The sequence below is a fragment of the Hydrogenophaga sp. A37 genome (assembly GCF_002001205.1).
GTDB lineage: Bacteria > Pseudomonadota > Gammaproteobacteria > Burkholderiales > Burkholderiaceae_C > Hydrogenophaga.
In genome coordinates, this window is record NZ_MUNZ01000171.1 from 1 (window position 1) to 20,569 (window position 20,569).

Annotated in this window: 21 protein-coding genes and 1 pseudogene; 8 read left to right on the top strand and 14 right to left on the bottom strand. The window is 65.4% G+C overall.

Features of this window, described 5'->3' with window-relative positions:
* Nucleotides 1–8 precede the first annotated feature (8 nt).
* Together B0E41_RS22760 and B0E41_RS22765 are read left to right on the top strand one after the other, a co-directional pair.
* Nucleotides 9–446 carry a DUF2069 domain-containing protein gene (locus B0E41_RS22760; RefSeq protein WP_077334812.1) on the top strand — a complete coding sequence of 146 codons (438 nt, stop codon included), beginning with the start codon at nt 9–11 and terminating at the stop codon, nt 444–446.
* Entirely contained in the window at nt 443–1,888 is a 1,446-nt protein-coding gene (locus B0E41_RS22765; RefSeq protein WP_077334777.1) for an FAD-binding oxidoreductase, read from the top strand. Before B0E41_RS22760 ends, B0E41_RS22765 begins: the two co-directional genes overlap by 4 nt.
* 28 nt (nt 1,889–1,916) lie before the next feature.
* Here B0E41_RS22765 and B0E41_RS22770 read toward each other — a convergent pair whose 3' ends face one another.
* The gene (locus tag B0E41_RS22770; RefSeq protein ID WP_077334779.1) at nt 1,917–2,543 is read right to left on the bottom strand and encodes a glutathione S-transferase family protein; all 627 of its coding nucleotides are present in this window, start codon (nt 2,541–2,543) and stop codon (nt 1,917–1,919) included.
* Nucleotides 2,544–2,651: 108 nt separating this feature from the next.
* Between B0E41_RS22770 and B0E41_RS22775 the strand changes: the two genes are divergently transcribed.
* Genes B0E41_RS22775 through B0E41_RS22785 form a run of 3 tightly spaced genes read left to right on the top strand, consistent with a single transcriptional unit; the run spans nt 2,652 to nt 5,228 of the window.
* Nucleotides 2,652–3,497 (top strand): thymidylate synthase, encoded by an 846-nt coding sequence (locus B0E41_RS22775; protein ID WP_077334781.1) that lies wholly within the window; start codon nt 2,652–2,654, stop codon nt 3,495–3,497.
* Nucleotides 3,494–4,699 carry a tetratricopeptide repeat protein gene (locus tag B0E41_RS22780; protein ID WP_077334783.1) on the top strand — a complete coding sequence of 402 codons (1,206 nt, stop codon included), beginning with the start codon at nt 3,494–3,496 and terminating at the stop codon, nt 4,697–4,699. Before B0E41_RS22775 ends, B0E41_RS22780 begins: the two co-directional genes overlap by 4 nt.
* Before the next feature lie 16 nt (nt 4,700–4,715).
* Nucleotides 4,716–5,228 carry a dihydrofolate reductase gene (locus B0E41_RS22785; RefSeq protein ID WP_077334785.1) on the top strand — a complete coding sequence of 171 codons (513 nt, stop codon included), beginning with the start codon at nt 4,716–4,718 and terminating at the stop codon, nt 5,226–5,228.
* Between the two features lie 41 nt (nt 5,229–5,269).
* Here the strand turns inward: B0E41_RS22785 and B0E41_RS22790 are convergent, their stop codons facing one another.
* From B0E41_RS22790 to B0E41_RS22810, 5 genes are read right to left on the bottom strand one after another with little or no spacing between them, the layout of a single operon-like run.
* Nucleotides 5,270–5,956, bottom strand: coding sequence for a tetratricopeptide repeat protein (locus B0E41_RS22790; RefSeq protein ID WP_253195102.1), 687 nt, complete (start codon nt 5,954–5,956; stop codon nt 5,270–5,272).
* Nucleotides 5,957–5,980: 24 nt separating this feature from the next.
* On the bottom strand, nt 5,981–6,805 hold the full coding sequence (locus tag B0E41_RS22795) for an SDR family oxidoreductase (protein ID WP_077334787.1): 825 nt from the start codon (nt 6,803–6,805) through the stop codon (nt 5,981–5,983).
* Complete coding sequence (locus B0E41_RS22800; RefSeq protein ID WP_077334789.1) at nt 6,802–7,485, bottom strand: iron-containing redox enzyme family protein; 684 nt, start codon at nt 7,483–7,485, stop codon at nt 6,802–6,804. The genes B0E41_RS22795 and B0E41_RS22800 overlap by 4 nt, the downstream gene beginning before the upstream one ends.
* A 20-nt stretch (nt 7,486–7,505) precedes the next feature.
* Complete coding sequence (locus B0E41_RS22805; protein ID WP_077334791.1) at nt 7,506–8,957, bottom strand: AMP-binding protein; 1,452 nt, start codon at nt 8,955–8,957, stop codon at nt 7,506–7,508.
* Nucleotides 8,957–9,607: a thermostable hemolysin gene (locus B0E41_RS22810; protein ID WP_077334794.1), complete on the bottom strand. Its 651-nt coding sequence runs from the start codon at nt 9,605–9,607 to the stop codon at nt 8,957–8,959. Before B0E41_RS22810 ends, B0E41_RS22805 begins: the two co-directional genes overlap by 1 nt.
* 140 nt (nt 9,608–9,747) lie before the next feature.
* Here B0E41_RS22810 and xth point away from each other — a divergent pair, with 140 nt between their 5' ends.
* Nucleotides 9,748–10,512 (top strand): exodeoxyribonuclease III, encoded by a 765-nt coding sequence (gene xth / locus B0E41_RS22815; RefSeq protein ID WP_077334796.1) that lies wholly within the window; start codon nt 9,748–9,750, stop codon nt 10,510–10,512.
* 107 nt (nt 10,513–10,619) lie between these two features.
* Here xth and ntrC read toward each other — a convergent pair whose 3' ends face one another.
* The 6 genes from ntrC to B0E41_RS22845 all read right to left on the bottom strand — a co-directional run bounded on the left by ntrC (nt 10,620) and on the right by B0E41_RS22845 (nt 17,493).
* Nucleotides 10,620–12,146, bottom strand: coding sequence for a nitrogen regulation protein NR(I) (gene ntrC / locus B0E41_RS22820; RefSeq protein ID WP_077334798.1), 1,527 nt, complete (start codon nt 12,144–12,146; stop codon nt 10,620–10,622).
* Nucleotides 12,147–12,184: 38 nt separating this feature from the next.
* Nucleotides 12,185–13,297 carry a nitrogen regulation protein NR(II) gene (gene glnL / locus B0E41_RS22825; RefSeq protein WP_290440862.1) on the bottom strand — a complete coding sequence of 371 codons (1,113 nt, stop codon included), beginning with the start codon at nt 13,295–13,297 and terminating at the stop codon, nt 12,185–12,187.
* Between the two features lie 28 nt (nt 13,298–13,325).
* Complete coding sequence (locus B0E41_RS22830) at nt 13,326–13,874, bottom strand: hypothetical protein (RefSeq protein WP_143433978.1); 549 nt, start codon at nt 13,872–13,874, stop codon at nt 13,326–13,328.
* Nucleotides 13,875–14,083: 209 nt separating this feature from the next.
* A complete protein-coding gene (gene glnA, locus B0E41_RS22835; protein ID WP_077334802.1) occupies nt 14,084–15,499 on the bottom strand; it encodes a type I glutamate--ammonia ligase in 1,416 nt (471 codons plus the stop codon).
* A 256-nt stretch (nt 15,500–15,755) separates the two neighbouring features.
* Complete coding sequence (locus B0E41_RS22840) at nt 15,756–16,577, bottom strand: molybdopterin-binding protein (RefSeq protein ID WP_077334804.1); 822 nt, start codon at nt 16,575–16,577, stop codon at nt 15,756–15,758.
* A 13-nt stretch (nt 16,578–16,590) separates the two neighbouring features.
* Nucleotides 16,591–17,493, bottom strand: coding sequence for an EI24 domain-containing protein (locus tag B0E41_RS22845; RefSeq protein WP_077334806.1), 903 nt, complete (start codon nt 17,491–17,493; stop codon nt 16,591–16,593).
* Nucleotides 17,494–17,553: 60 nt separating this feature from the next.
* Between B0E41_RS22845 and B0E41_RS22850 the strand changes: the two genes are divergently transcribed.
* On the top strand, nt 17,554–18,372 hold the full coding sequence (locus tag B0E41_RS22850) for an alpha/beta hydrolase (protein ID WP_077334808.1): 819 nt from the start codon (nt 17,554–17,556) through the stop codon (nt 18,370–18,372).
* A gap of 313 nt (nt 18,373–18,685) precedes the next feature.
* Complete coding sequence (locus tag B0E41_RS22855) at nt 18,686–19,417, top strand: DUF2726 domain-containing protein (protein WP_143433977.1); 732 nt, start codon at nt 18,686–18,688, stop codon at nt 19,415–19,417.
* A 15-nt stretch (nt 19,418–19,432) separates the two neighbouring features.
* Here the strand turns inward: B0E41_RS22855 and B0E41_RS22860 are convergent, their stop codons facing one another.
* Together B0E41_RS22860 and B0E41_RS26845 are read right to left on the bottom strand one after the other, a co-directional pair.
* Complete coding sequence (locus B0E41_RS22860) at nt 19,433–20,176, bottom strand: 16S rRNA pseudouridine(516) synthase (RefSeq protein ID WP_077334818.1); 744 nt, start codon at nt 20,174–20,176, stop codon at nt 19,433–19,435.
* 266 nt (nt 20,177–20,442) lie between these two features.
* Nucleotides 20,443–20,569, bottom strand: a pseudogene (locus B0E41_RS26845) (IS630 family transposase); the annotation flags it as partial.

Genomic DNA, 20,569 nt, shown 5'->3' on the forward strand with positions numbered 1-20,569 from the left:
CGCCACCCCTGTCCCCTGCCGTGCGCTGGACGCGCACGCTCGCTGTGGGCAGCCTGCTGGGCCTGATCGCGCTCGGCCTGGCCTGGGAGCTGTGGCTGGCGCCGCTGCGCCCGGGCGGTTCGTGGCTGGTGATCAAGGTGCTGCCGCTCACGATCCCGCTGGCCGGTCTGCTGAAGAACCGCATGTACACCTACCGTTGGGTGAGCCTGCTGGTCTGGCTGTATTTCACTGAAGGCGCGGTGCGCGCCTGGAGCGACACAGGTCTCTCGGCCGCGCTCGCCGGCATCGAGGTGCTGCTGTGCGTGGTGCTCTTCGTGGCCTGCGCGATGCACGTGCGCGTCCGCCTGCGCGCGGCCGGCAAGGCAGCGGTGGCCGACGACACGGCGCGTCGCGCGGCAGCGGCCGGTTTTGCCAGTGACCCGGTTCCCACCAAGGCCAAGACATGAACCCCTTGCTCGACATCCTTCGGGGCATCGTGGGCGCGGCCCAGGTGCTGACCCACGACGACCCCGGCGCCGACCTGGCCGCCTGGGAGCAGGACTGGCGCCAGCGCTCGCGCGGTCGGGCGCTGGCCGTGGTGCGGCCGGGCAACACCGCCGAGGTCGCGGCCGTGGTCAAGGCCTGCGCAGCGGCCGGCACGCCCATCGTGCCGCAGGGCGGCAACACCGGCCTGGTGGTGGGCTCGGTGCCCGACGACTCGGGCACGCAGGTCGTGCTCTCGCTGACCCGCCTGAACAGCGTGCGCGCCATCGACGGCGCCAACCTCACCATGACGGTGGACGCGGGCTGCGTGTTGCAGAACCTGCAGGACGCTGCGGAGACAGCGGGCTTCCTGTTTCCGCTGTCGCTCGCGGCCGAGGGCAGTTGCACCATCGGCGGCAACCTCGCCACCAACGCGGGTGGCACCCAGGTGCTGCGCTACGGCAACGCGCGCGACCTCTGTCTGGGGCTGGAGGTGGTGACGGCGCAGGGCGATGTCTGGCACGGCCTCTCGGGTCTGCGCAAGGACAACACCGGCTACGACCTGCGCGACCTGTTGGTGGGCAGCGAAGGCACGCTCGGCATCATCACCGCGGCGACCATGAAGCTCTACCCGATGCCCGCCGCCCGGCTCACGGCCTGGGCCGCCGTGCCCGACCTGGCATCGGCCGTGGCCCTGCTGGGCCTGGCGCACCAGCACCTCGGCGCGGGCCTCACGGGCTTCGAGGTCATGGGCCAGTTCGCACTGAGCCTGGTGGTCAAACACTTCCCACAGCAGCGCGTGCCGCTGTGGGAAGACACGCCCTACTGCGTGCTCCTGGAAAACAGCGACAGCGAATCCGAGGCGCACGCCCGCGAACGCTTCGAGCGACTGCTTGAAACCGCGTTTGAACAAAGCGTGGTGAGTGACGCCGTGGTGGCCGAGAGCCTGCAACAGGCGCACCAGCTCTGGCACATCCGTGAAAGCATTCCGCTGGCGCAGGCCGAAGAGGGCCTGAACATCAAACACGACATCAGCATCCCGGTCTCGCTGATCCCGGATTTCTGTGACGCGACCGACGCGCTGCTGCAGCGGGAGGTGCCGGGTGTGCGGCTGGTCAACTTCGGCCACCTGGGCGACGGCAACCTGCACTACAACGTGCAGGCGCCCGAGGGCAGCGATGGCAAGGCCTTTCTGCGCGACATGGAAGAAACGATCAACACCCTGGTGTTCGATCAGGTGAACCATTTCGGCGGTTCCATCAGCGCCGAACACGGCGTGGGCTCGCTCAAGCTGAACCACCTGCCCCACTACAAAGACCCCACCGCGCTGGCCCTGATGCGCTCGATCAAACAGGCGCTGGACCCGTTGAACCTGCTCAATCCGGGTCGGGTGGTGGAGGTGGTGGCCGGCTCCACGGCATCCTGAATGGCCCTCAACTCGCCCCGCGTCAGGGTCAGGTCACAGGCGACTGCATGCGCGCTTCGTTGAGACGGTTGGCAACAACGGCCGCCGGCCGGGACAGCAAGCGCGTCACATAGGCCTCGAACACCGGCCGCTTCTCGATGGTGCCGAACATCAGGCCCCAGCCCAGGCTGGAACCCACATACACGTCCGCTGCCGTGAACCGCTCACCGCAGATGAATGGCCCCGGTGTCAGCGCCGTCTCCAACGCATGAAGCGTGTCCGTGTAACTGCCAAAGCCCACCATCGCGCTGCGCCCTTCGGGCACCTGCCAGCCCATCGATTTCGCTGTGACTGCCTGTTCCAGCGGCCCGGCCGCAAAAAACAGCCAGCGGTAGTACGCCGCGCGGTCCGGGTCGCCCGGCGGCGGTGCCAACTGCTTCTCGGGGAAGGCATCGGCCAGGTAAGCGCAGATGGCGGCCGCCTCGGTGACGACCAGCGCCCCGTGTTTCACCGTCGGCACCTTGCCCATGGGGTTGACGGCCAGGTACTCGGGCGCCTTCATGGTAGTGCCGTAGTCCAGCCACACCGTGCTGTAAGGCTCACCCAGCTCCTCCATCATCCAGTGCGCGATGCGCCCGCGCGACTGCGGGTTGGTGTAGAAAACCAGTTCACTCATGCCATGTTCCTTTGAGGGGTGGTTGATCAGCCTTGCATCCTAGTCCGGGTGCGGAACGGGCACAATCTTGGACGGCCCTCCCAGCACACCGTTGACCCACGCCCCACCATGACCGACCGCCCGACCCCGCGCCCCGTGCGCGCCCAGTACGAAGACTTCATGCGCCATGTGTTCACCGACGGCGTGAGCAAGGGCGACCGCACCGGCACGGGCACCCGCAGCGTCTTCGGCCACCAGATGCGTTTCGACCTCAACGAAGGCTTCCCGCTGGTGACCACCAAGAAGGTGTTTCTGAAGGCCATCATCGTGGAGCTGCTGTGGTTCCTGCGTGGTGACAGCAATGTGAAGTGGCTGCAAGAACGTGGCTGCACCATCTGGGACGAATGGGCCCGCGCCGACGGCGACCTCGGCCCGGTCTACGGCGTGCAGTGGCGCAGCTGGCCCACGCCCGACGGCGGCCACATCGACCAGATCACCGACGTGATCCAGACGCTCAAGACCACCCCTGATTCGCGCCGCATCATCGTGAGCGCCTGGAACGTGGCCGAACTCTCGAAGATGGCGCTCATGCCCTGCCACGCCTTCTTCCAGTTCTACGTGGCCCCCGCCACCGAGCCCGGCGGGCGCGGCAAGCTGAGCTGCCAGCTCTACCAGCGCAGCGCCGACATCTTTCTCGGCGTGCCGTTCAACATCGCCAGCTACGCCCTGCTCACCCACATGGTGGCGCAGCAGTGCGACCTCGACGTGGGCGATTTCATCTGGACCGGCGGCGACTGCCACATCTACAGCAACCACCACGAGCAGGTGGAACTGCAGCTGGGCCGCACGCCCTTCGCCTACCCGACGCTGAACATCAAACGCCGCCCGGACTCGATCTTCGACTACCAGTACGAAGACTTCGAGGTGGTGGGCTACGAGTGCCACCCGGCCATCAAGGCACCGGTGGCGGTATGAGGCTGCCCGAGGGCTGGAGCACCGAGGCCCACGGGCTTTGGGAAGCGGGCCAGCCCCACCCGGCGATTCAGACCATCGTGGGCCTGCTCAACACGGCGGCGGCTCAACAAGATCCCTCGCCCCGCCACCACGAACAGCTCAGCTACTACCTCTGGCTCGGCAAAGACCTGCCGGGCGCGCTGCGCATGCAGGAGCAGGCCTGTGAGCTGGACCCGGAGCGCACCGAATCGCGGCGCAACCTGAGCGTGTTGTATGGCCGCATGGGCCTGCACGACAAGGCCGTCGAGGCGGCGCAGGCCGTGCTGCGCCAGACACCGGACGACCCGGTGGCCTGCGACATGCTCGCCGCCGAACTGCGCCACCTGAACCGGCTCGACGAAGCCCGCGCAGCCGGCACACGGGCGCTCGTGGTCAAAGACCAGCGCTCGGTGGCGGCAGCCGTTCTGCGCCCCAACTGGCACCTGCCCGCGATGCGCGCCAGCGCGGGCCAGCGCCGCATCGGCAACCGGCCCAACGTGATCGCCTTCAGCCTCTGGGGCGCCCAACCGCGCTACCTGCGCGGCGCGCTGCGCAATGTGCTGGTGGCACCCGGTCTCTTCCCCGGGTGGACGCTGCGCTTCTATGTGGACGACAGCGTGCCCGCCGCTTTCCTGGCGCTGCTCGACCAGTTTGGCGCCCAGGTGGTGACGCACACGGGCATCGCGGCCAGCCAGCGCCAGCGCCTGTGCTGGCGCTTCCAGGTGGCGAACGATCCCGCCGTGGGCTACTTTCTCGCGCGCGACGCGGACTCGGTGCTCAGTGAGCGAGAGGCCGGCGCGGTCAACGCGTGGTTGGACGGCGGCGCGCACTTTCACGTGATCCGCGACTGGTGGTCCCACACCGACCTCATGCTGGCCGGCCTCTGGGGCGGTGTCGCCGGGGTGCTGCCCTCGATGAAGCTCATGCTGAGGACCTACCAGAGCGCCATGCTGGAAACACCCAACATCGACCAGTGGTTCCTGCGCGACCGCGTCTGGCCGCTGGTGCGGCACTCGGTGTGCATCCACGACCGCCTCTTCAACTTGCCGGGCACACAGCCCATCCCCGGTCCCACGCCGCCCGCTGGAAGCCACCTGCACATCGGCCAGAACGAACACGCGGTGCGCGCCGACGAGCAGGCCCGCCTGCTCCAGCACTGGATTGACCGCCATCACTGGCTCTGACCCACCCACTTTCCCCATGAACGACCTCGCACCCGCCCGCCTGCACCTCATCTACGCCCGCGCCGCCAACGGTGTGATCGGCAAGGACAACGCCATTCCCTGGCACCTGCCCGAAGACCTGGCGCACTTCAAGCGCACCACCCTGGGCTGCCCGGTGATCATGGGGCGCAAGACCTGGGACTCGCTGCCGGCGAAATTCCGCCCCTTGCCAGGGCGCCAGAACATCGTGGTCACGCGCGACAGCGGCTGGCGCGCCGAGGGCGCCGTGGCAGCGCATTCGCTGGACGCGGCGCGCGCCCTGTGCCCGCCCGGCAGCGACGCCTGGGTGATCGGCGGCGCGCAGATCTACGCGCAGGCTTTGCCGCTGGCCAGCACGGTGGTGGTCACCGAGATTGCGCGCGACTTCGAGGGCGACGCCTTCGCGCCCACGCTGGGCGCTGAATGGCAGGAAACCGCGCGCGAAAGCCTCGTGGCAGCCAGCGGCCTGCCGTTGGCCTTCGTCACCTACCGCAAGGTGAACGCAGACTGATCACCGACTGAATGCGGACCCCGCCAAGGCGGGCCCGACGTTCACTTGGCCTTGACTTTGTCCAGCAGTTGGCGCACCTCGGTTCGGCGGCCTTCGTCGGCCACTGCGCGGCCGGCGCGGGCCGGTGCCTGCAAGGCTTTTTCGAGGTGGGCCACGGCCTTCTGTGGCTCCTCGGTCTGCACGAGAAAGTCGGCGTAGAAGTAGTTGGGATCGATGCCGTTGGGGTTGATCGCCAGCGCCTTCTGCAGCAGCTCGCGCGCCTTGGCCTTGTCGCCAAATCCCAGTGGCCAGCCGGGCACTTTGTAGTACAGCACGCCCAGGCTGTTGTAGGCCGAACCGTCCAGCGCGTTGCCGTCGATCCGGATCGCCGCCTCGTACAACGCCTTGGCCTGCTTGACCAGCGAGAGCGCACCCAGGCCGCCCTTCTCCCCCGCCCAGGAGCTCAGGATGATGCCTTCCCAGACCATGGGTTCGGGCTTGCCGGTGAACGACTCGCTGACCTTGTGCGCGCGGCCGGCGAGCGCTTCGAACTTCTTCTCTCGCTCCACCGCGGGCGTCCTGTAGTTGATCAATTCCCAGGCCTGCTGCAGCTCAACCACCGCTTCGTCAGGGGTCGCGGCCCAGACCGTCGGGCTCAGCGCCATCACGGCGGTGGCCAACAGCGACAGGGTGGCACGGCGGCGTGTGGCGCCGATCATCAGGGGGCTCGAGGCAGAAACAAATCGCATGGCATCTTCTCCAAAAAAAACGGTTCAGGAATGGGCCAGCAGCGCCGGCGCCACCGGCGGCAGGCTGTGGCAGTGCTTCTTGAAGCTGCCATCCAGCCAGGACGGCGCCAGGCCGTTGAGGCGCACGGCCAGCTTCTCCGGGTAGCCCACAAAACGTTCGGCCGCCTCACTCTCCATCAAGGCCAGCAGCTCCAGCGCCACCTGTTCAGGGCGGTCCATGGCGGTGCCGGTGGCGCGGTTGTAGGTCTCGACGGCCTCGCTGTTGAAGGCGGTGCGCGTGCTGCGTGGCCCGAGGTACTGGACCCGCACCCGCGTCTCGCACAGCTCGCGACGCAAGGCCTGGGCAAAGCCGCGCAGGCCGAACTTGCTGGCGCTGTACACGCTGTAGCCCGGCAGGCCGATGGCCCCCAGCGCGGAACCGACGCAGATCACCTGCGCCTGCGCCTGCGCCTGCGCAAGCAGGTGGGGCAACAGGCTCTGGGTCAGCAACATCGGGGCGACAAGGTTGGTGTGCAGCACCGCCTGCACGTCTGCCGCTGGCAGGTCCTGCAGGCGACCGAACGAGGCCAGGCCGGCGTTGTGCACCAGCACGTTGCAGCCCCAGCCAGCGGCCAGCACCGCCAGGCTGGCGAGGTCTTCAGCGCGTGAGAGGTCGGCCAGTCGGTGCTCGACACGCGAGGCATCGACGCCCGTCTCGCGCACCAGCTGCCGCGCCTGTTCGGCCAGCCGGGGGGCCGAGCGCCCCACCAGCATCACACTCGCGCCGGCCTTGAGCAGCGCCGCAGCGCTGGCGTGACCGATGCCGCCACTGGCGCCGGTGAGCACCACCCGAGCCGCAGAGGCCTTCATGCCGCCACCTCGGTCGGGGCCGCTGCGGTCTGCGGCAACGGCAGGCCGCGAAACACATCGCCGTAGAGGCGGAAGAAGGCGCGCGCGCCGTGCACGATGTCGAGCTGGTCCCGCAGGTCTTCGATCTGGTCCATGAGCAGAGCGAAGTGCGCGGTGTGCGCCTGGTCGAGCGTGCCGTGCGAGCGCAGGTAGCTGAACGCGGCGTCGGGCAGCTTGAGCGGCTTCTGGATATTGTCGGCCGCGAGCAGCGCGAGCGACACGCTGGTGCCTTCGAGCACGTGCACCATGCCGAAAAATCCAAGCGGGTTGCGGCGGTGGATGGTGTCGTAGGCGTAGGCGATCATCACCTCGGCAGCGTGGCCGGGCTGGCCGCGCCGCACCGCCTCGGCGTCGCCGCCGCAGGCACGGATGTCGTCGAGGATCCACTCCTCGTGACCCCGCTCTTCCTCCACGTACTCGTCCATGGCGTCATTGAGCCAGGCGTGGTGCGGCGGCAACGCGGCCTTGCAGGCCTGCAGCAACGGCACGGTGTGCTTCACGTGGTGGTAGGCCTCGGTCAGGAAGGCGACATAGCTCGGCAGCGACACCTCGCCGCGCAGGCAGCCCTGGATGATGGGCGCGGAGAGCAGCCCCATGCGGGACGTTTCGGTGAGTTGCAGCAGTTGGGCATGAAACGCCATGGTGGTCTTTCGTCAATGGTTCAAAGGGCAGCGGCCGTGGCCGAAACGAAGCCAAGCGCCTGGGCATGCAGGTCAAGGATGGCGCTGCGTTGCGGACGGCCATTGGCCGTGGCCAACCCCGTGTCGGCGGAGAACGCGGCCTGGGCGCGGACCCAGTGCCGCACCTGCGCGTAGTCGGGCAAGGTCTGGTTGGCGGCATCGATGCCGGCCTGGATCTGCACGTCGGTCATACCCGCCGCCAGCGGCCACACCACCGCGCTGAGCGCCGGTTCGCCGTCGCCGAACACCACCGCCTGGGCCAGCGCCGTGCCGCTGCGCAGCGCCGTCTCGACCCATTCGGGCGAGACGTTGCGGCCGAAGGCGGTGATCAACACATGTTTGATGCGTCCCCGCACGTGAACGAAGCCGTCTGCGTCGATCTCGCCGAGGTCGCCGGTGGGCCACCATTCGCCTGTTGAAACCGCTTCGCCGAGGTAGCCAGAAAACAGGCTGCCCGCGATCTCGATCTCGCCGTGTGCGGCCACGCGCAGCCGCGCATGCGGCAGGGCCTTGCCGGCGCTGCCGGGGCGGTCGGCACCCGGCAGGTTGAGCGTCTGCACCGAAGCGCCTTCGGACAGACCATAGCCCTCGTGGGCCGGGATGCCCACCTGGCGCGCGGCGAGCACCAGTGGCGCGCCCACCGCGGCCCCGCCCACCGCCACCAAACGCAAACTGGCGGGCGCCCGCAGCCCCTGTTGCATCAGCCAGCCGGTCCAGGCGCGCAGCATCTGCGGCAGCAGGATGAGGCTGTGCGGCTGGAAGCGCTCGACCGCCGCGTGAAAACGGGCCGGCTCGAAACCGGAGGAACCGGTCAGCCCCAGCTCGGCCAGCGGCGGCACGATGCACTCGGCACCGCGGGCGAGCGGCGCCATGACACCGGCGATGTTCTCCAGCAGCACGGCCAGGGGCAGCGCGCACAGGTGGCGCCGGATGTCCATCGGCTCCAGCGCCTGCACCAAACCGCGGGTCACCCGTTGCATGGCCTGAGCGTTCAGGCACACGCCCTTGGGTGTGCCAGTGGTGCCGGAGGTGAAGGTGAGCTTGGCGGTGCCCGCCGGCATAGGCAGGCCATCGGCCGGCAGACGCAGGCAGCGCAGCGGCGTGCCCACGACGTCCCAGTCGAAGGCTTCGGCTTGAGGCCAGTGTTGAGCGAGAGCGTGGACGGTGAGCAGGCTATCGACGCCGGCCACCCGCAGCGCGTGCGCCAGCTGCTGGGGCGTGAAAAACACCGGTAGCGGCACATGCACGACACCGGCCTGTTCGGCCGCGCGATCGGCGACCACCCAGGCCATGGCGTTGTCCATCAGCGTGGCCAGCACGCGGGTGCCTTGCGTTCGCAGGCGCTCGGCGAGCGCGTCCACGCCCGCCCGCAGCTCGGCGTAGGTGATGCGGCGCTCACCGTCGCTCAGCGCGATGGCGTCGGGCAGCGGCATCACAGGCGCGGCTCCTGCGCCGGTCGGCGGCGCTCAAACAGCCGCAAAGCGTGCTGCACCTGCCCGGCCAGCACCACCGGGTGGTGCTCGTAGTAGCTGCCCCACTCGCCTGCGTCACCACCGAGCGCGGCCGCGTCGGCACGACCGAGCGCCAGGGGCGTGATGCCGAGGCGGACGAACAGGTGCCGCAGCTCTTCGGTCAGGGTGCTGACCACCCACTGCGCGCGATGCTCGGCGAGATGGCGGGCCATCAGCAGAATCAGGCGCCGGCCTTCCCCGGCGCGTTCCGCGGCCAGGTGCCCCACCTCGAAGATGCCCTCCCGCGAGGGAATCTGAACGCCGGGTGCTGACAGGCATTGCTCAACCGGGCGGTCCAGGTAGCGCTCCAGAAACAAGGGCGCCACGCTGGCTTGGCGGTAGCCGGCGGCGGCCACAATCTCACCGCTGGCCCGATCCCGCAGGCTGACCAGGTGCGGCGCAAAGTGCCGCACCTGCGCACCAAAGTGGCGTGCATACACGCGCTGAACGAAGCACTCAACCTCGGCTCGGTCCGGATCGACGGGGGAATGCCAGCCAAAGAGCGACGCTGTGGGCGCGCCCTCGGGCTTGGGCAGGAGGGGCCCCTGGTTCGGGGCGAAGGCCAGAGGCATCCGGATTCCTTGGGCGTCGACCCGATGAGGTCGGCATGGGGGCGGATGGTGGGCAGCACAGATTAAGTGAGTCTTATGGGCGCGGCCGCAGGGTGGAAAACCTAGAATGCTCCGACCTCTTCACTCCTCGCTGAACACCCATGCGCCTGGCCACCTGGAACATCAACTCCCTCACCGTGCGCCTGCCGCAGGTGCTCGACTGGCTCGCCTTGAATCCGGTGGATGTGCTCGCGCTGCAGGAGCTCAAGCTGACCGACGACAAGTTTCCCGTGCAGGCCTTCACCGACATCGGTTACCACGCCCAGTGGTTCGGGCAGAAGACCTACAACGGCGTCGCGCTGCTGAGCAAGCTGCCCGCCGAGGACGTGGTCCGAAACATTCCGGGCTTTAACGACGAGCAGGCGCGTGTGCTGTGCGCCACCGTCGCGGGTGTGCGCGTGATCGGCGCCTATTTCCCCAACGGCCAGGCCCCCGACAGCGACAAGTTTGTCTACAAGATGCGCTGGCTGGATGCGCTGCGCGAGTGGGTCCGCGCCGAGATGGCGACACACCCGCAAGTCGTGCTTATGGGCGACTACAACATCACCTTCGACGATCTCGACGTGTGGGACCCGGTGGGCCTGCGCGAGACGATCCATTGCACCACCGAAGAGCGCACACACTTGCAAGCCCTGATCGGTCTGGGACTGACCGACATGGTGCGCCTGTTCCCGCAGCCAGAGAAGAACTACAGCTGGTGGGACTACCGCGAGCTCGCGTTCCGCCGCAACCGGGGTCTGCGCATCGACCACATTCTGGTCAGCGAAGCGCTGAAGTCACGCGCCACGGCCTGCGTGGTGGACAAGCTGCCGCGCAAGAACGAACGGCCCAGTGACCACGCGCCGGTGGTGTTGACGCTCGAATAACAACTGCAAGAGTCTGGAGGGAAGCCCATCCAGGAACACCGCGGAACCGGCTTCGCCGGGCCGCTGGTGTTGCCCCCTACAGGGGGTGGCGCGAAGCGCCGCGGGGGTCACTCGAGATTCAACTCCTGGATCTTGCGCGTGATGGTGTTGCGTCCGATGCCCAGCTTGTGCGCAGCCTCGATGCGTCGCCCCCGGGTGTTGGCCAGCGCCGTGAGGATCAGCCCGGTCTCGAAGCGGCGTGTGAGCACGTCCCACACATCGGTGCGGCCCGCCTCCAGCAGCGAACGCGCTTCGGCCTGAAGCCCGGCCTCCCAGGCCGAAGCCAACAGGAGCGGTGCCTCGGCCACGGGAGCCAAAGCCACGGGCATCGACGTCACCACGGGAGTCCCCATGGTGTCGGGCACCATCACCACCGGGGGCGCGCCCAGCGGGGCCGGCGCCTCCACCAACGCTTCCGCCATCGCACCCGCGCCGGCGAGCACTTCCGGCGGCAGGTCTTTGAGTTCGATCACCTGGGCCGGTGCCATGACGGTCAGCCAGTGGCACACGTTTTCCAGCTGGCGCACGTTGCCCGGGAAGTCGAACGTCCCCAGCAGGCGCAGCGCGCCGTCGGAGATGCGCTTGGGCTCCACGCCGAGTTGTTTGGCGCTCTGCTGCAGGAAAAAACGCGTGAGCATGGGCACGTCTTCGCGGCGCTCGCGCAACGCGGGCAGGCGCAGGCGGATCACGTTGAGGCGGTGAAACAAGTCCTCGCGGAACACGCCTTCTTTGACGCGCTGTTCCAGGTTCTGGTGGGTGGCGGCGATCACGCGCACATTGGCTCTCACCGCGCTGTGGCCGCCAACGCGGTAGAAGTGGCCGTCGGACAAGACGCGCAGCAAACGCGTCTGCAGGTCAAACGGCATGTCGCCGATTTCGTCGAGAAACAGCGTGCCCCCGTCGGCCTGCTCAAAGCGGCCCCGGCGCATGGTCTGCGCGCCGGTGAAGGCGCCGCGTTCATGGCCAAACAGCTCGGACTCCAGCAGGTCCTTCGGGATCGCGGCCGTGTTGATGGCCACGAACGGCCCACCCGCGCGTGGTGAATGCTTGTGCAGTGCGCGGGCGACCAACTCCTTGCCTGACCCCGACTCGCCGGTAATCAGCACCGTGACCTGGCTCTGCGACAGCCGGCCGATAGCGCGAAACACGTCCTGCATCGCGGGCGCCTGGCCCAGCATCTCGGGCGCGTCGGTGATCGACTCTTGCGAGACCTCTTCGCGCTGGCTCTCTTCAACCGCGCGGTGGATCAGCTCGATGGCCTTGGGCAGATCGAATGGCTTGGGCAGGTATTCAAACGCACCGCCCTGAAAGGCCGACACCGCGCTGTCCAGATCGGAGAAGGCCGTCATGATGATCACGGGCAGGCCGGGCAGCTTTTCCTTGACCTTCTCCAGCAGATCAAGACCAGACCCGCCGGGCATGCGGATGTCGCTCACCAGCACCTGCGGGCCTTCATGCTCGGGCGTCTCGGCCAGTGCCTTGAGCACTTCCTGGGGGTTGATGAAACTGCGTGTCGGAAGGTTTTCTCGCAGCAGCGCCTTCTCCAGCACAAAGCGGATTGATTGGTCGTCATCCACTATCCAGATCGGCTTCATGTGAGCGTCTTCCCTTCCTCAATCGAGGCGTTTTGGTTTCAAGGCAACGGAATCAGCAATTTGAAATCCGTCTGGCCCGGCGCGCTTTCACACTCGATCAATCCGTGGTGCTGTTGCACAAAGGTCTGGGCCAGTGTGAGCCCCAGACCTGAACCACCATCGCGCCCCGACACCAGCGGGAAAAAGATGCGGTCCTTGATCGAGTCGGGCACGCCAGGCCCGTTGTCGATCACATGCAATTCCAGTGCCAGCCGGTAGCGCTGCTTGCCGAAGGTGACCTGCCGCCCCACGCGGGTCTTGAAGGTGATCTGCGCATCGCCCGAAGCGATGCGTTCGATCAGGGCCTGGGCCGCGTTGTGTGCGATGTTGAGCACGGCCTGGATCAGTTGCTCGCGGTCTCCCCGGAACTCGGGAATCGAGGTGTCGTAGTCGCGCACCACGCGCAGGCCCTTCGGAAACTCGGCCACGATCAACGAACGCACGCGCTCGCACACCTCGTGGATGTTCACGTCACCGACCACGTGCGGGCGGCGGTGCGGCGCAAGCAAGCGATCCACCAGCGACTGCAGGCGATCGGCCTCGTGGATGATGACCTGGGTGTATTCGGTCAGCTGTTTGTTGTCGAGCTCCAGCTCCAGCAATTGCGCTGCACCCCGAATGCCGCCCAGCGGGTTCTTGATCTCGTGAGCGAGGTTGCGGATCAGCTCCTTGTTGGCCTGAGCCTGGTCAATCAGGCGCTCCTCCCGCTCCTGGCGTGTCTGCTGCTCCAGTGGCAGCAACTCGACGATGACCTCGCCCAGCGTTTCGGTCTGCGCCACGACCACATGCACCGGCAAGGGCTCGTGGGTCACGCGCTTGAGCCAAGCGTCATAACGCAGGGCCGCAAACTCATTGCCACGGGCACCGGAGAGCGCGTTCTGCAGCAGTTGTGGGTCGGTGAAACAGTCCTGCAGAAACGCACCCGCGATGCTGCGGCGGGACATGCCCAAGGCATCCTCCAGAGCCGCATTCGCATACAAAACCGCACCGTCGGACGCCACCACAGCGACCAAGGTGGCCAGCATGTCGAGCGATTGAAAACGGCTGTGAGCTGATGCGGCGCGAGAACCGGTCTTGCCGGGCTGGGCCGATGCGCGAGAGGAAGGCGGAATGGGGTGAAGGCTGGGATTTTTCAAGCCACTATTTTGCGGCAGATTCAGGCCCGCCCGGCGTGCCGGACGCTGCGGCGCCGGAACCGGCTGGCGGCACACCGCCCATCCGACCCAGCTCGCGCCTGAGGCCGTTCACATCGCTCTCGGCGCGGGCCACCGCAGCCTTCAACTCGGCCACACGATCAAGGTAGCGCTGATGGTTGCGCGACTCGATTCCTTCTTTTTCTGGCTGCCCGTTGGCATAGGCTTTCTGAGCCTGAGCCAGGCGGTCTTCGGCTTTCCGAAGCTCGGACTCAAGAATCAGGCGCGCATCGCTGTCGCGAGCGCGCTGCTCGGCCGAATCGTTGCGGGGGGTGCTGCGCGGTGCAGTGGGAGCAGTGCCAGTGCGCGGCGAGGCGCCTGCCTGTGGCACGGTGCCCTGCACGATGGTGATGTTGCCTCCCTCCATGACCTTGCATCCACGGCTCTTGGCCACCACCGCGTTGTTGGTGTACTCGTTTCCACAACGGTAGATGCGCTCCTGTGCCAGCGCTGGCAGCAGAAAGGCAGAGGTGATGGCGAGGGCGATCCAGCGAATCAAGGCAGTGGGTGTGATGTTCAGCAACGCAGAGTCTCCATGCGCCAGCGGGCGCGCAACAGTTCACTTTCCAGTATGACCGAAAACATGCCCTGCGGTTCCAGCAACCGAACGACCGGTGGCGAATGGCCGATCAAGAACGCAAAAGGGGGACGACTTTGGGTCGTCCCCCCTTTGTGGTTTTGACCCGGTAGAACCGGGTCAGTGCATCACAGGCTGAAGTACATGTCGTACTCGACTGGAGCCACTTCGATGCGCCCGCGGTTGACTTCGCCCATCTTCAGCTCGATGTAGGCGTCGAGCATGGAGTCGGTGAACACACCGCCCTTGGTCAGGAAGGCGCGGTCCTTGTCCAGGTACTCCAGCGCCATGTCCAAGCTGTGGCACACGGTCGGCACCAACTTGTCTTCTTCCGGCGGCAGGTGGTACAGATCCTTGGTGGCGGCTTCGCCCGGGTGGATTTTGTTTTCCACGCCGTCCAGACCGGCCATCAGCAGGGCCGAGAAGCCCAGATACGGATTCATCAGAGGATCGGGGAAGCGGGCTTCCACGCGACGGCCCTTGGGGTTCGGCACGTAAGGGATGCGGATCGAGGCCGAGCGGTTCTTGGCCGAGTAGGCCAGCTTCACCGGGGCTTCGAAGTGCGGCACCAGACGCTTGTACGAGTTCGTGCCGGGGTTGGTGATGGCATTCAGTGCACGGGCGTGCTTGATGATGCCGCCGATGTAGTACAGCGCGAATTCGCTCAGGCCGGCATAGCCGTCGCCAGCGAACAGGTTCTTGCCGTCTTTCCAGACCGACTGGTGCACGTGCATGCCGGAGCCGTTGTCACCAGCGTAGGGCTTGGGCATGAAGGTCGCGGTCTTGCCATAGGCGTTGGCGACGTTGTGCACCACGTACTTCTGCAGAATGGTCCAGTCGGCGCGCTGCACCAGGGTGCTGAAGCGGGTACCGATTTCGTTCTGGCCAGCGCCCGCCACTTCGTGGTGGAACACTTCAACCGGAATGCCCAGCGATTCGAGGATCAGGGCCATCTCGGCGCGCATGTCTTGCGTGCTGTCGACCGGGGGCACGGGGAAGTAGCCGCCCTTGACGGTGGGACGGTGGCCGCGGTTGCCGCCTTCGAGCTTGGCGCCCTTGTTCCAGGGGGCTTCGTACTCTTCGATTTCGTAGAAGGTGTGGCCCGGGGCCGTGCTCCAACGCACGCCGTCGAACAGGAAGAACTCGGGTTCCGGTCCGAAGAAGGCGGTGTCGCCCAGGCCGGTGGACTTGAGGTAAGCCTCGGCGCGCTTGGCGATGGAACGGGGATCGCGGTCGTAGGCCTTGCCGTCGGCGGGCTCGAGCACGTCGCAGGTCAGGATCAGCGTGGTCTCTTCGTAGAACGGATCGATGTTGGCGGTGTTCGGATCAGGGATCAACTGCATGTCCGAAGCTTCAATGCCCTTCCAGCCAGCGATGGACGAACCGTCAAACGCGTGACCCGAAATGAACTTGTCTTCGTCGAAATGGGAGACGGGCACAGTGGTGTGCTGTTGTGCACCACGGGTGTCGGTGAAACGGAAGTCAACGAACTTGACGTCGTTGTCCTTCACCATTTGCATTACGTCTGCGACGGTCTTTGCCATCAAAAGCTCCTGTAGCGGGGTGGGTGGAAGAGATAAACCAACTAGGGTGTTAAGCAGTTTTTGTGCCACAAAAAGACCGACTGATCCGCATCCGACACAGCTGTTTCACACGCTCGCGGCGATTATGGCGCAGCACATCGGCGGGCCTTGTCGGTGCCGAACGGAAAAGGCGCTGCTGCATCTTGGGGCGACAAAGATCCCAATGTGATGCACTGTAATGGTGCCAATCTCAGATGCACCTTGTTGAGGCAAGTCTTCATTGCACCATTTCAGGGCCCAACTCGACACCAAAGCCATTGAGCTCCAAGACCAGCACTTGAAAGGCAACGGCCACATGCGCAGGCTCCCCTTTGACCCCCAACTCAATGTGCCGCCCGTGTACCGGGTGGTCCACACTGGGCAGACTGAACACCTTCACCGGGTGCTCGCGCTCGATGCGCTCCATCAGCGGCGTGAGCGCGGCTTCCATCGCACCCATGACCACGACCGATCGCTCCTGCCAAAGGCCTTGGCGGTGCCAGTGGGCATAAGGGCCGTCCAGCAGCGACTCGATCATGGGCCAGGCCATCACTGGAAAGCCGGGCACAAAGTGCACCGTGCTGCCGCCCGCTCCGACGCAACTGAAGCCCGGGATCTTGTTGTACGGGTTCGGAATGATGCTGGCGCCCACCGGGAACACGCCCATGTTCAAACGGTGCACGTTGTCAGGGCGGGCCGTATCGTGGGTTTCGCCGCGCTCGGCGGCCAGATCGCGCATGCGCTGTTCGATCAGCTCACGCGCCTGCGGGTGAAGGGCCAGATCCACCCCCAGCGCCGCTGCGGCGCACTGGCGCGTGTGATCGTCTGGCGTGGCGCCGATGCCGCCACAGCAAAACACCACATCGGCGCCGGCAAACGCATCACGAAGGGCGTCCGTGATGCGGGAACGGTCATCACCAATGCAGCGCACCCAGGCCAGCGAAAGCCCCCTCGCCTGCAGCAGCTCAATCACCTTCGGCAGGTGTTTGTCGGCGCGTTTGCCCGACAGGATTTCGTCCCCGATGATGATCAATCCGAACTCAGGTGTCTTGAGGTTCATGGCACAAAAAAAGTCAGAAGCCAGGTGGCAGGCCGGGGGGAGACGAGGTTCCGTCCGCCGCCTCCACCAGAAGCGGTGGTGGTACGCCAGCGTTGGAAACCGGGTCCAAAACGTCCACCACCTGTGAGGCGCGAAGGCGCTGCAGGGCCGCCAGGGTGAAGTGGGCGAACCAGAGCGAGGCGAAGGCAAAAACCAGCGTGTAAATCCAGATCGCCACCGGCACCAGCAAGGGCGCCAGCGCCACCAGCATCGCACCCGAGGCCCAGAGCAGGCTGGGCGCTGCGCCAAGGTAACCGCTGAGCACACCCATCAACAACAACGTGCCGCGGTGCTCGCGAAGAATGGTTTTTCGCTCTGCGCTGGAGGCGTGCTGAGCCAGGGCGTCGAACGCAAACACGCGGTAGGTGAGCCAGCCCCAAATCAGCGGCGGCAAGATCAACACCAGGGGCGGAATCAGCCACAAAGGCATCGAAATCACCAACACCAGCAAGGCGGCGATTGTCGAACCCAGCGACCAAAAAATGCTGGCCAGCAGCGACCCACCGCGTTTGCGCTCCAGCTGCACAAACCGGCGTTGGCCAACCAGCTCGACCATCGCTGGCGACATGAGCAGCGCGACGAGCAAAAGACACAACAACACGATGACCGGCGTGGCCAGCACCAGCACCACCAGCGGCGCGAACACGGTGCGCAAGGACCCCATGCCCGCGCGCTCCAGCCAACCAAGAAAACCCTGCATCAGCTCGTGAGCCTCCAGCGTGGACGCCACCGAAGCCACCGCGTTGTCCCAAAAGAAATAGCCCAGCCCCAAGGACAGTGCCACCATCAGCACCAAGGGCAAAAAAGACAGTCCGATCACGCGCGGGTGCATGCAATAGGCGACCGCGCGCCAGAAGGAATCGAGCATCAGATTCATGTGACGAGAATACAGGCTTTCACTCTCGCCCAACGTCTCCAGCCCATCAGAAACCCAGCCATGGATCGCGCAGACATACACGGTATCGAACTGGAAGTCGCCCACATTCCAGGACCGCAGGAACGGGCGCCGTTGGTGTTCCTGCACGAGGGACTGGGCAGTGTGTCCATGTGGACACAGCGCGGGCGCGACTGGCCTCGCGAGCTTTGCGCTGCCACCGGGCGCGCGGGCTGGTTGTACTCGCGCCGGGGCTATGGGCAGTCCGACCCGGTGCCCGACGTGCGGGATGAACCGCGTGGTGGCGCTTTCTGGCACGCTGGGCGTCATGAGCCCGACTACATGCACCTGGAAGCCAGGCAGGTGCTACCCGAACTGCTCCGGCAGTTGAACGTAGATCGGCCCGTTCTCATTGGTCACTCTGACGGCGCGAGCATTGCCCTGCTGCATGCGAGCCAGTTTCCCGTTACCGCCTGCGTGGTCATTGCACCGCACGTCTTCGTGGAAGACATCGCGATTCGGTCGATTGACGAGGCCCGTCGGCTGTACGAACACGATCCAGGGGAGCGAGGGTTGCGGCAACGCCTGGAGCGCTACCACGCCGACGTGGACAACGCCTTCTATCAGTGGAACGACGTCTGGCTCAGCGCTGCGTTTCGGCACTTCGACATCCGCGCAGATTGCAGGACCATCCACACCCCCTTGTTGGCGATCCAGGGACTGAATGACGAATACGGTAGCCTTCAACAACTGCGCGAGATCGAGGCGCATATTTTGGGTGCCCAGACCCTGGAGCTGTCCAGCTGTGGGCACAGCCCCCACCGCGATCAGCCAGAGCAACTCACTGACGCCATCGCGAGATTTCTGAACAGTGTTCCCTGATCCCCCATATGCGGGATGTTCGGGGCAATGCTGCTGGTGCACAATTTGCTGTTTTGCCCCCACCGACACGGCTCACGCACCCTCTTCTGCGCTGACCCTCAGGCCCCGATGCGCAGCACCCTGAGCACCCCGCGCCCAAAACCACCCGTTTGTTCGATGAAATGAGCCAAAACCATCGATTGGCATCCCGACCGCTGCCCGCAAGTCCCTACAAACCCCAAGAAATTCACGCTAGTGACGTTCCAGAAAACGACAAAACCATGTCTTTTCTCGCCGTTTCAATACATTAGGTTACAACCTACCCCAGCTCTCTATGACCTTTTGGAATGAACCATGGCTACTCGCCGTGCTGGTGCCCGCGCTGCTGGCCATCGGCGCGATGCTGTACCGCGCCTGGGAAGACCGGAAGGCCCGGGCGCGTCGGCGCATCCCCAAACAGTGGCCACTGGACACTCGAGCCGTCGCCAACAGCGAAGAACTGCTGGTCTGGCACTGGCTGTCCCGGGCCTTCTACGACCATCATGTGATGATCAAGATGCCCGTGACCCGCTTCACCTTGCCAAGAGAAAAGGAAGAGGGCATGGACTGGTACCGGCTGCTGAGCGGTGTTTATTGCACTTTTTCGATCTGCAAGGCCGATGGCAGGGTGGTCGGATGTCTGGACGTGCCAGGGCGCGCAGGCATTCCTCGAAGCACCCGACAACTCAAGCACTCCCTTCTCACCCAATGCGGCTTGCCCTACTGGGTGGTCCGTTCCAACAGCCTGCCCACCGTCTCCGAGATTCGAGGTGAGTTTCTCGGCGAAGTACCGACGCCTGAAACTATGCGCGACCGGGAGCAGGAAGAGCGCGCCATGATTGCAGCGCAGACCAATCTGCGCTCTGCGTTGACCCGTCAGCGCAGCAACCGCCACAGCGACTTCAGCCCCTTGTCCTCCTGGCCAGCCAGCACCACCGGAGACTCCAAGGTGAGTGACCTGGGCTCCCATTGGCAAGACAACTCGTTCTTGGTGCCACTTGACAGCCGCAAAGGCGATCTGCTCTGAGATGTTCGCCTGGGGTCAGGCGGATCTGACCGCTTTCTGGGTCAACGACTGAACTTCAGCAGCCGTCAACCAGCGCCACTGCCCTGGCAATAAGTTCTCAGGCAAGGCAATGCTCCCGACGGACGAACGGTGCAAACCCTCCACGCGGTTGCCCATGGCCGCCACCATGCGCTTGACCTGGTGGTATTTGCCTTCGGTGAGCGTCAACTCTAAGTGGAGGGTGTCCACTGCCCGACAGTCGGCCGCGCTGACAGGAACCGGATCGTCGTCCAACACCACGCCCTGCCGCAGGCGCTCAAGCTGGCGATCATCCAGCGCGTGCTTGACCCGCACCTGATACACCTTGGGCACATGATGGCGCGGAGAGGTCATGCGGTGGATGAACTTACCGTCGTCAGACAGCAGCAGCAACCCCGTGGTGTCCTGGTCCAGCCGCCCCACCGCCTGCACGCCCGCCGCCGCACCACCACCCCGATTGCGCAGCGGGCCTGGCAACAGCGTGTAAATGCTGGGGTAGGTGCTGGGTTTCTGCGAGCACTCGGTACCTGCTGGCTTGTGCAGCATCAGGTAAGCCAGCGCGTGGTACGCCCACCGCTCACCCTGCACCCAGAACACAAGCCCCTCTTCGTCCAAGCCCTCGGCCGGATCGACGCAGACCTGCCGCGACTCCCCCAGCTGTACCAGGCCCTGCTGAACGAGGCCACAGCAGACGCGTCGCGTGCCAAAACCCTGTGAAAAAAGAATGTCCTGAAGCTGCATCATGCGAAGTCGATTTTTTCCTGCGCTGCGTTGCGCTGTCACCAAAAAAAAGCCCCAAAACAGTGATGTTTTGAGGCCTTTTCTGTTGAAGTGCTGGGGTCTATTGAAAGTTGCCTCAGAGCCCGCAAAAGCACTTGAATTTACGTCAAAAAAGAGCGGTTTTGTTCCCCGGTTTGTTCCCCGGTCTCGCGCTCACTTCCACGTCTTGTTCACGTTCATAGGAAAAAGCCCAGACAGAATTAAAGCACGATGCAAGCACGCTTGAACTAGTGTCCTGTCCCGCTGATACGTGAACAAAGTCGATGCAGCTTTTCAAGGATGGAATCGGCAGTGGCGGTCCACCTGAACGGCTGGCAGTTTTCGTTGTGAGCGGTGACGAAGTGGTCGATGCGT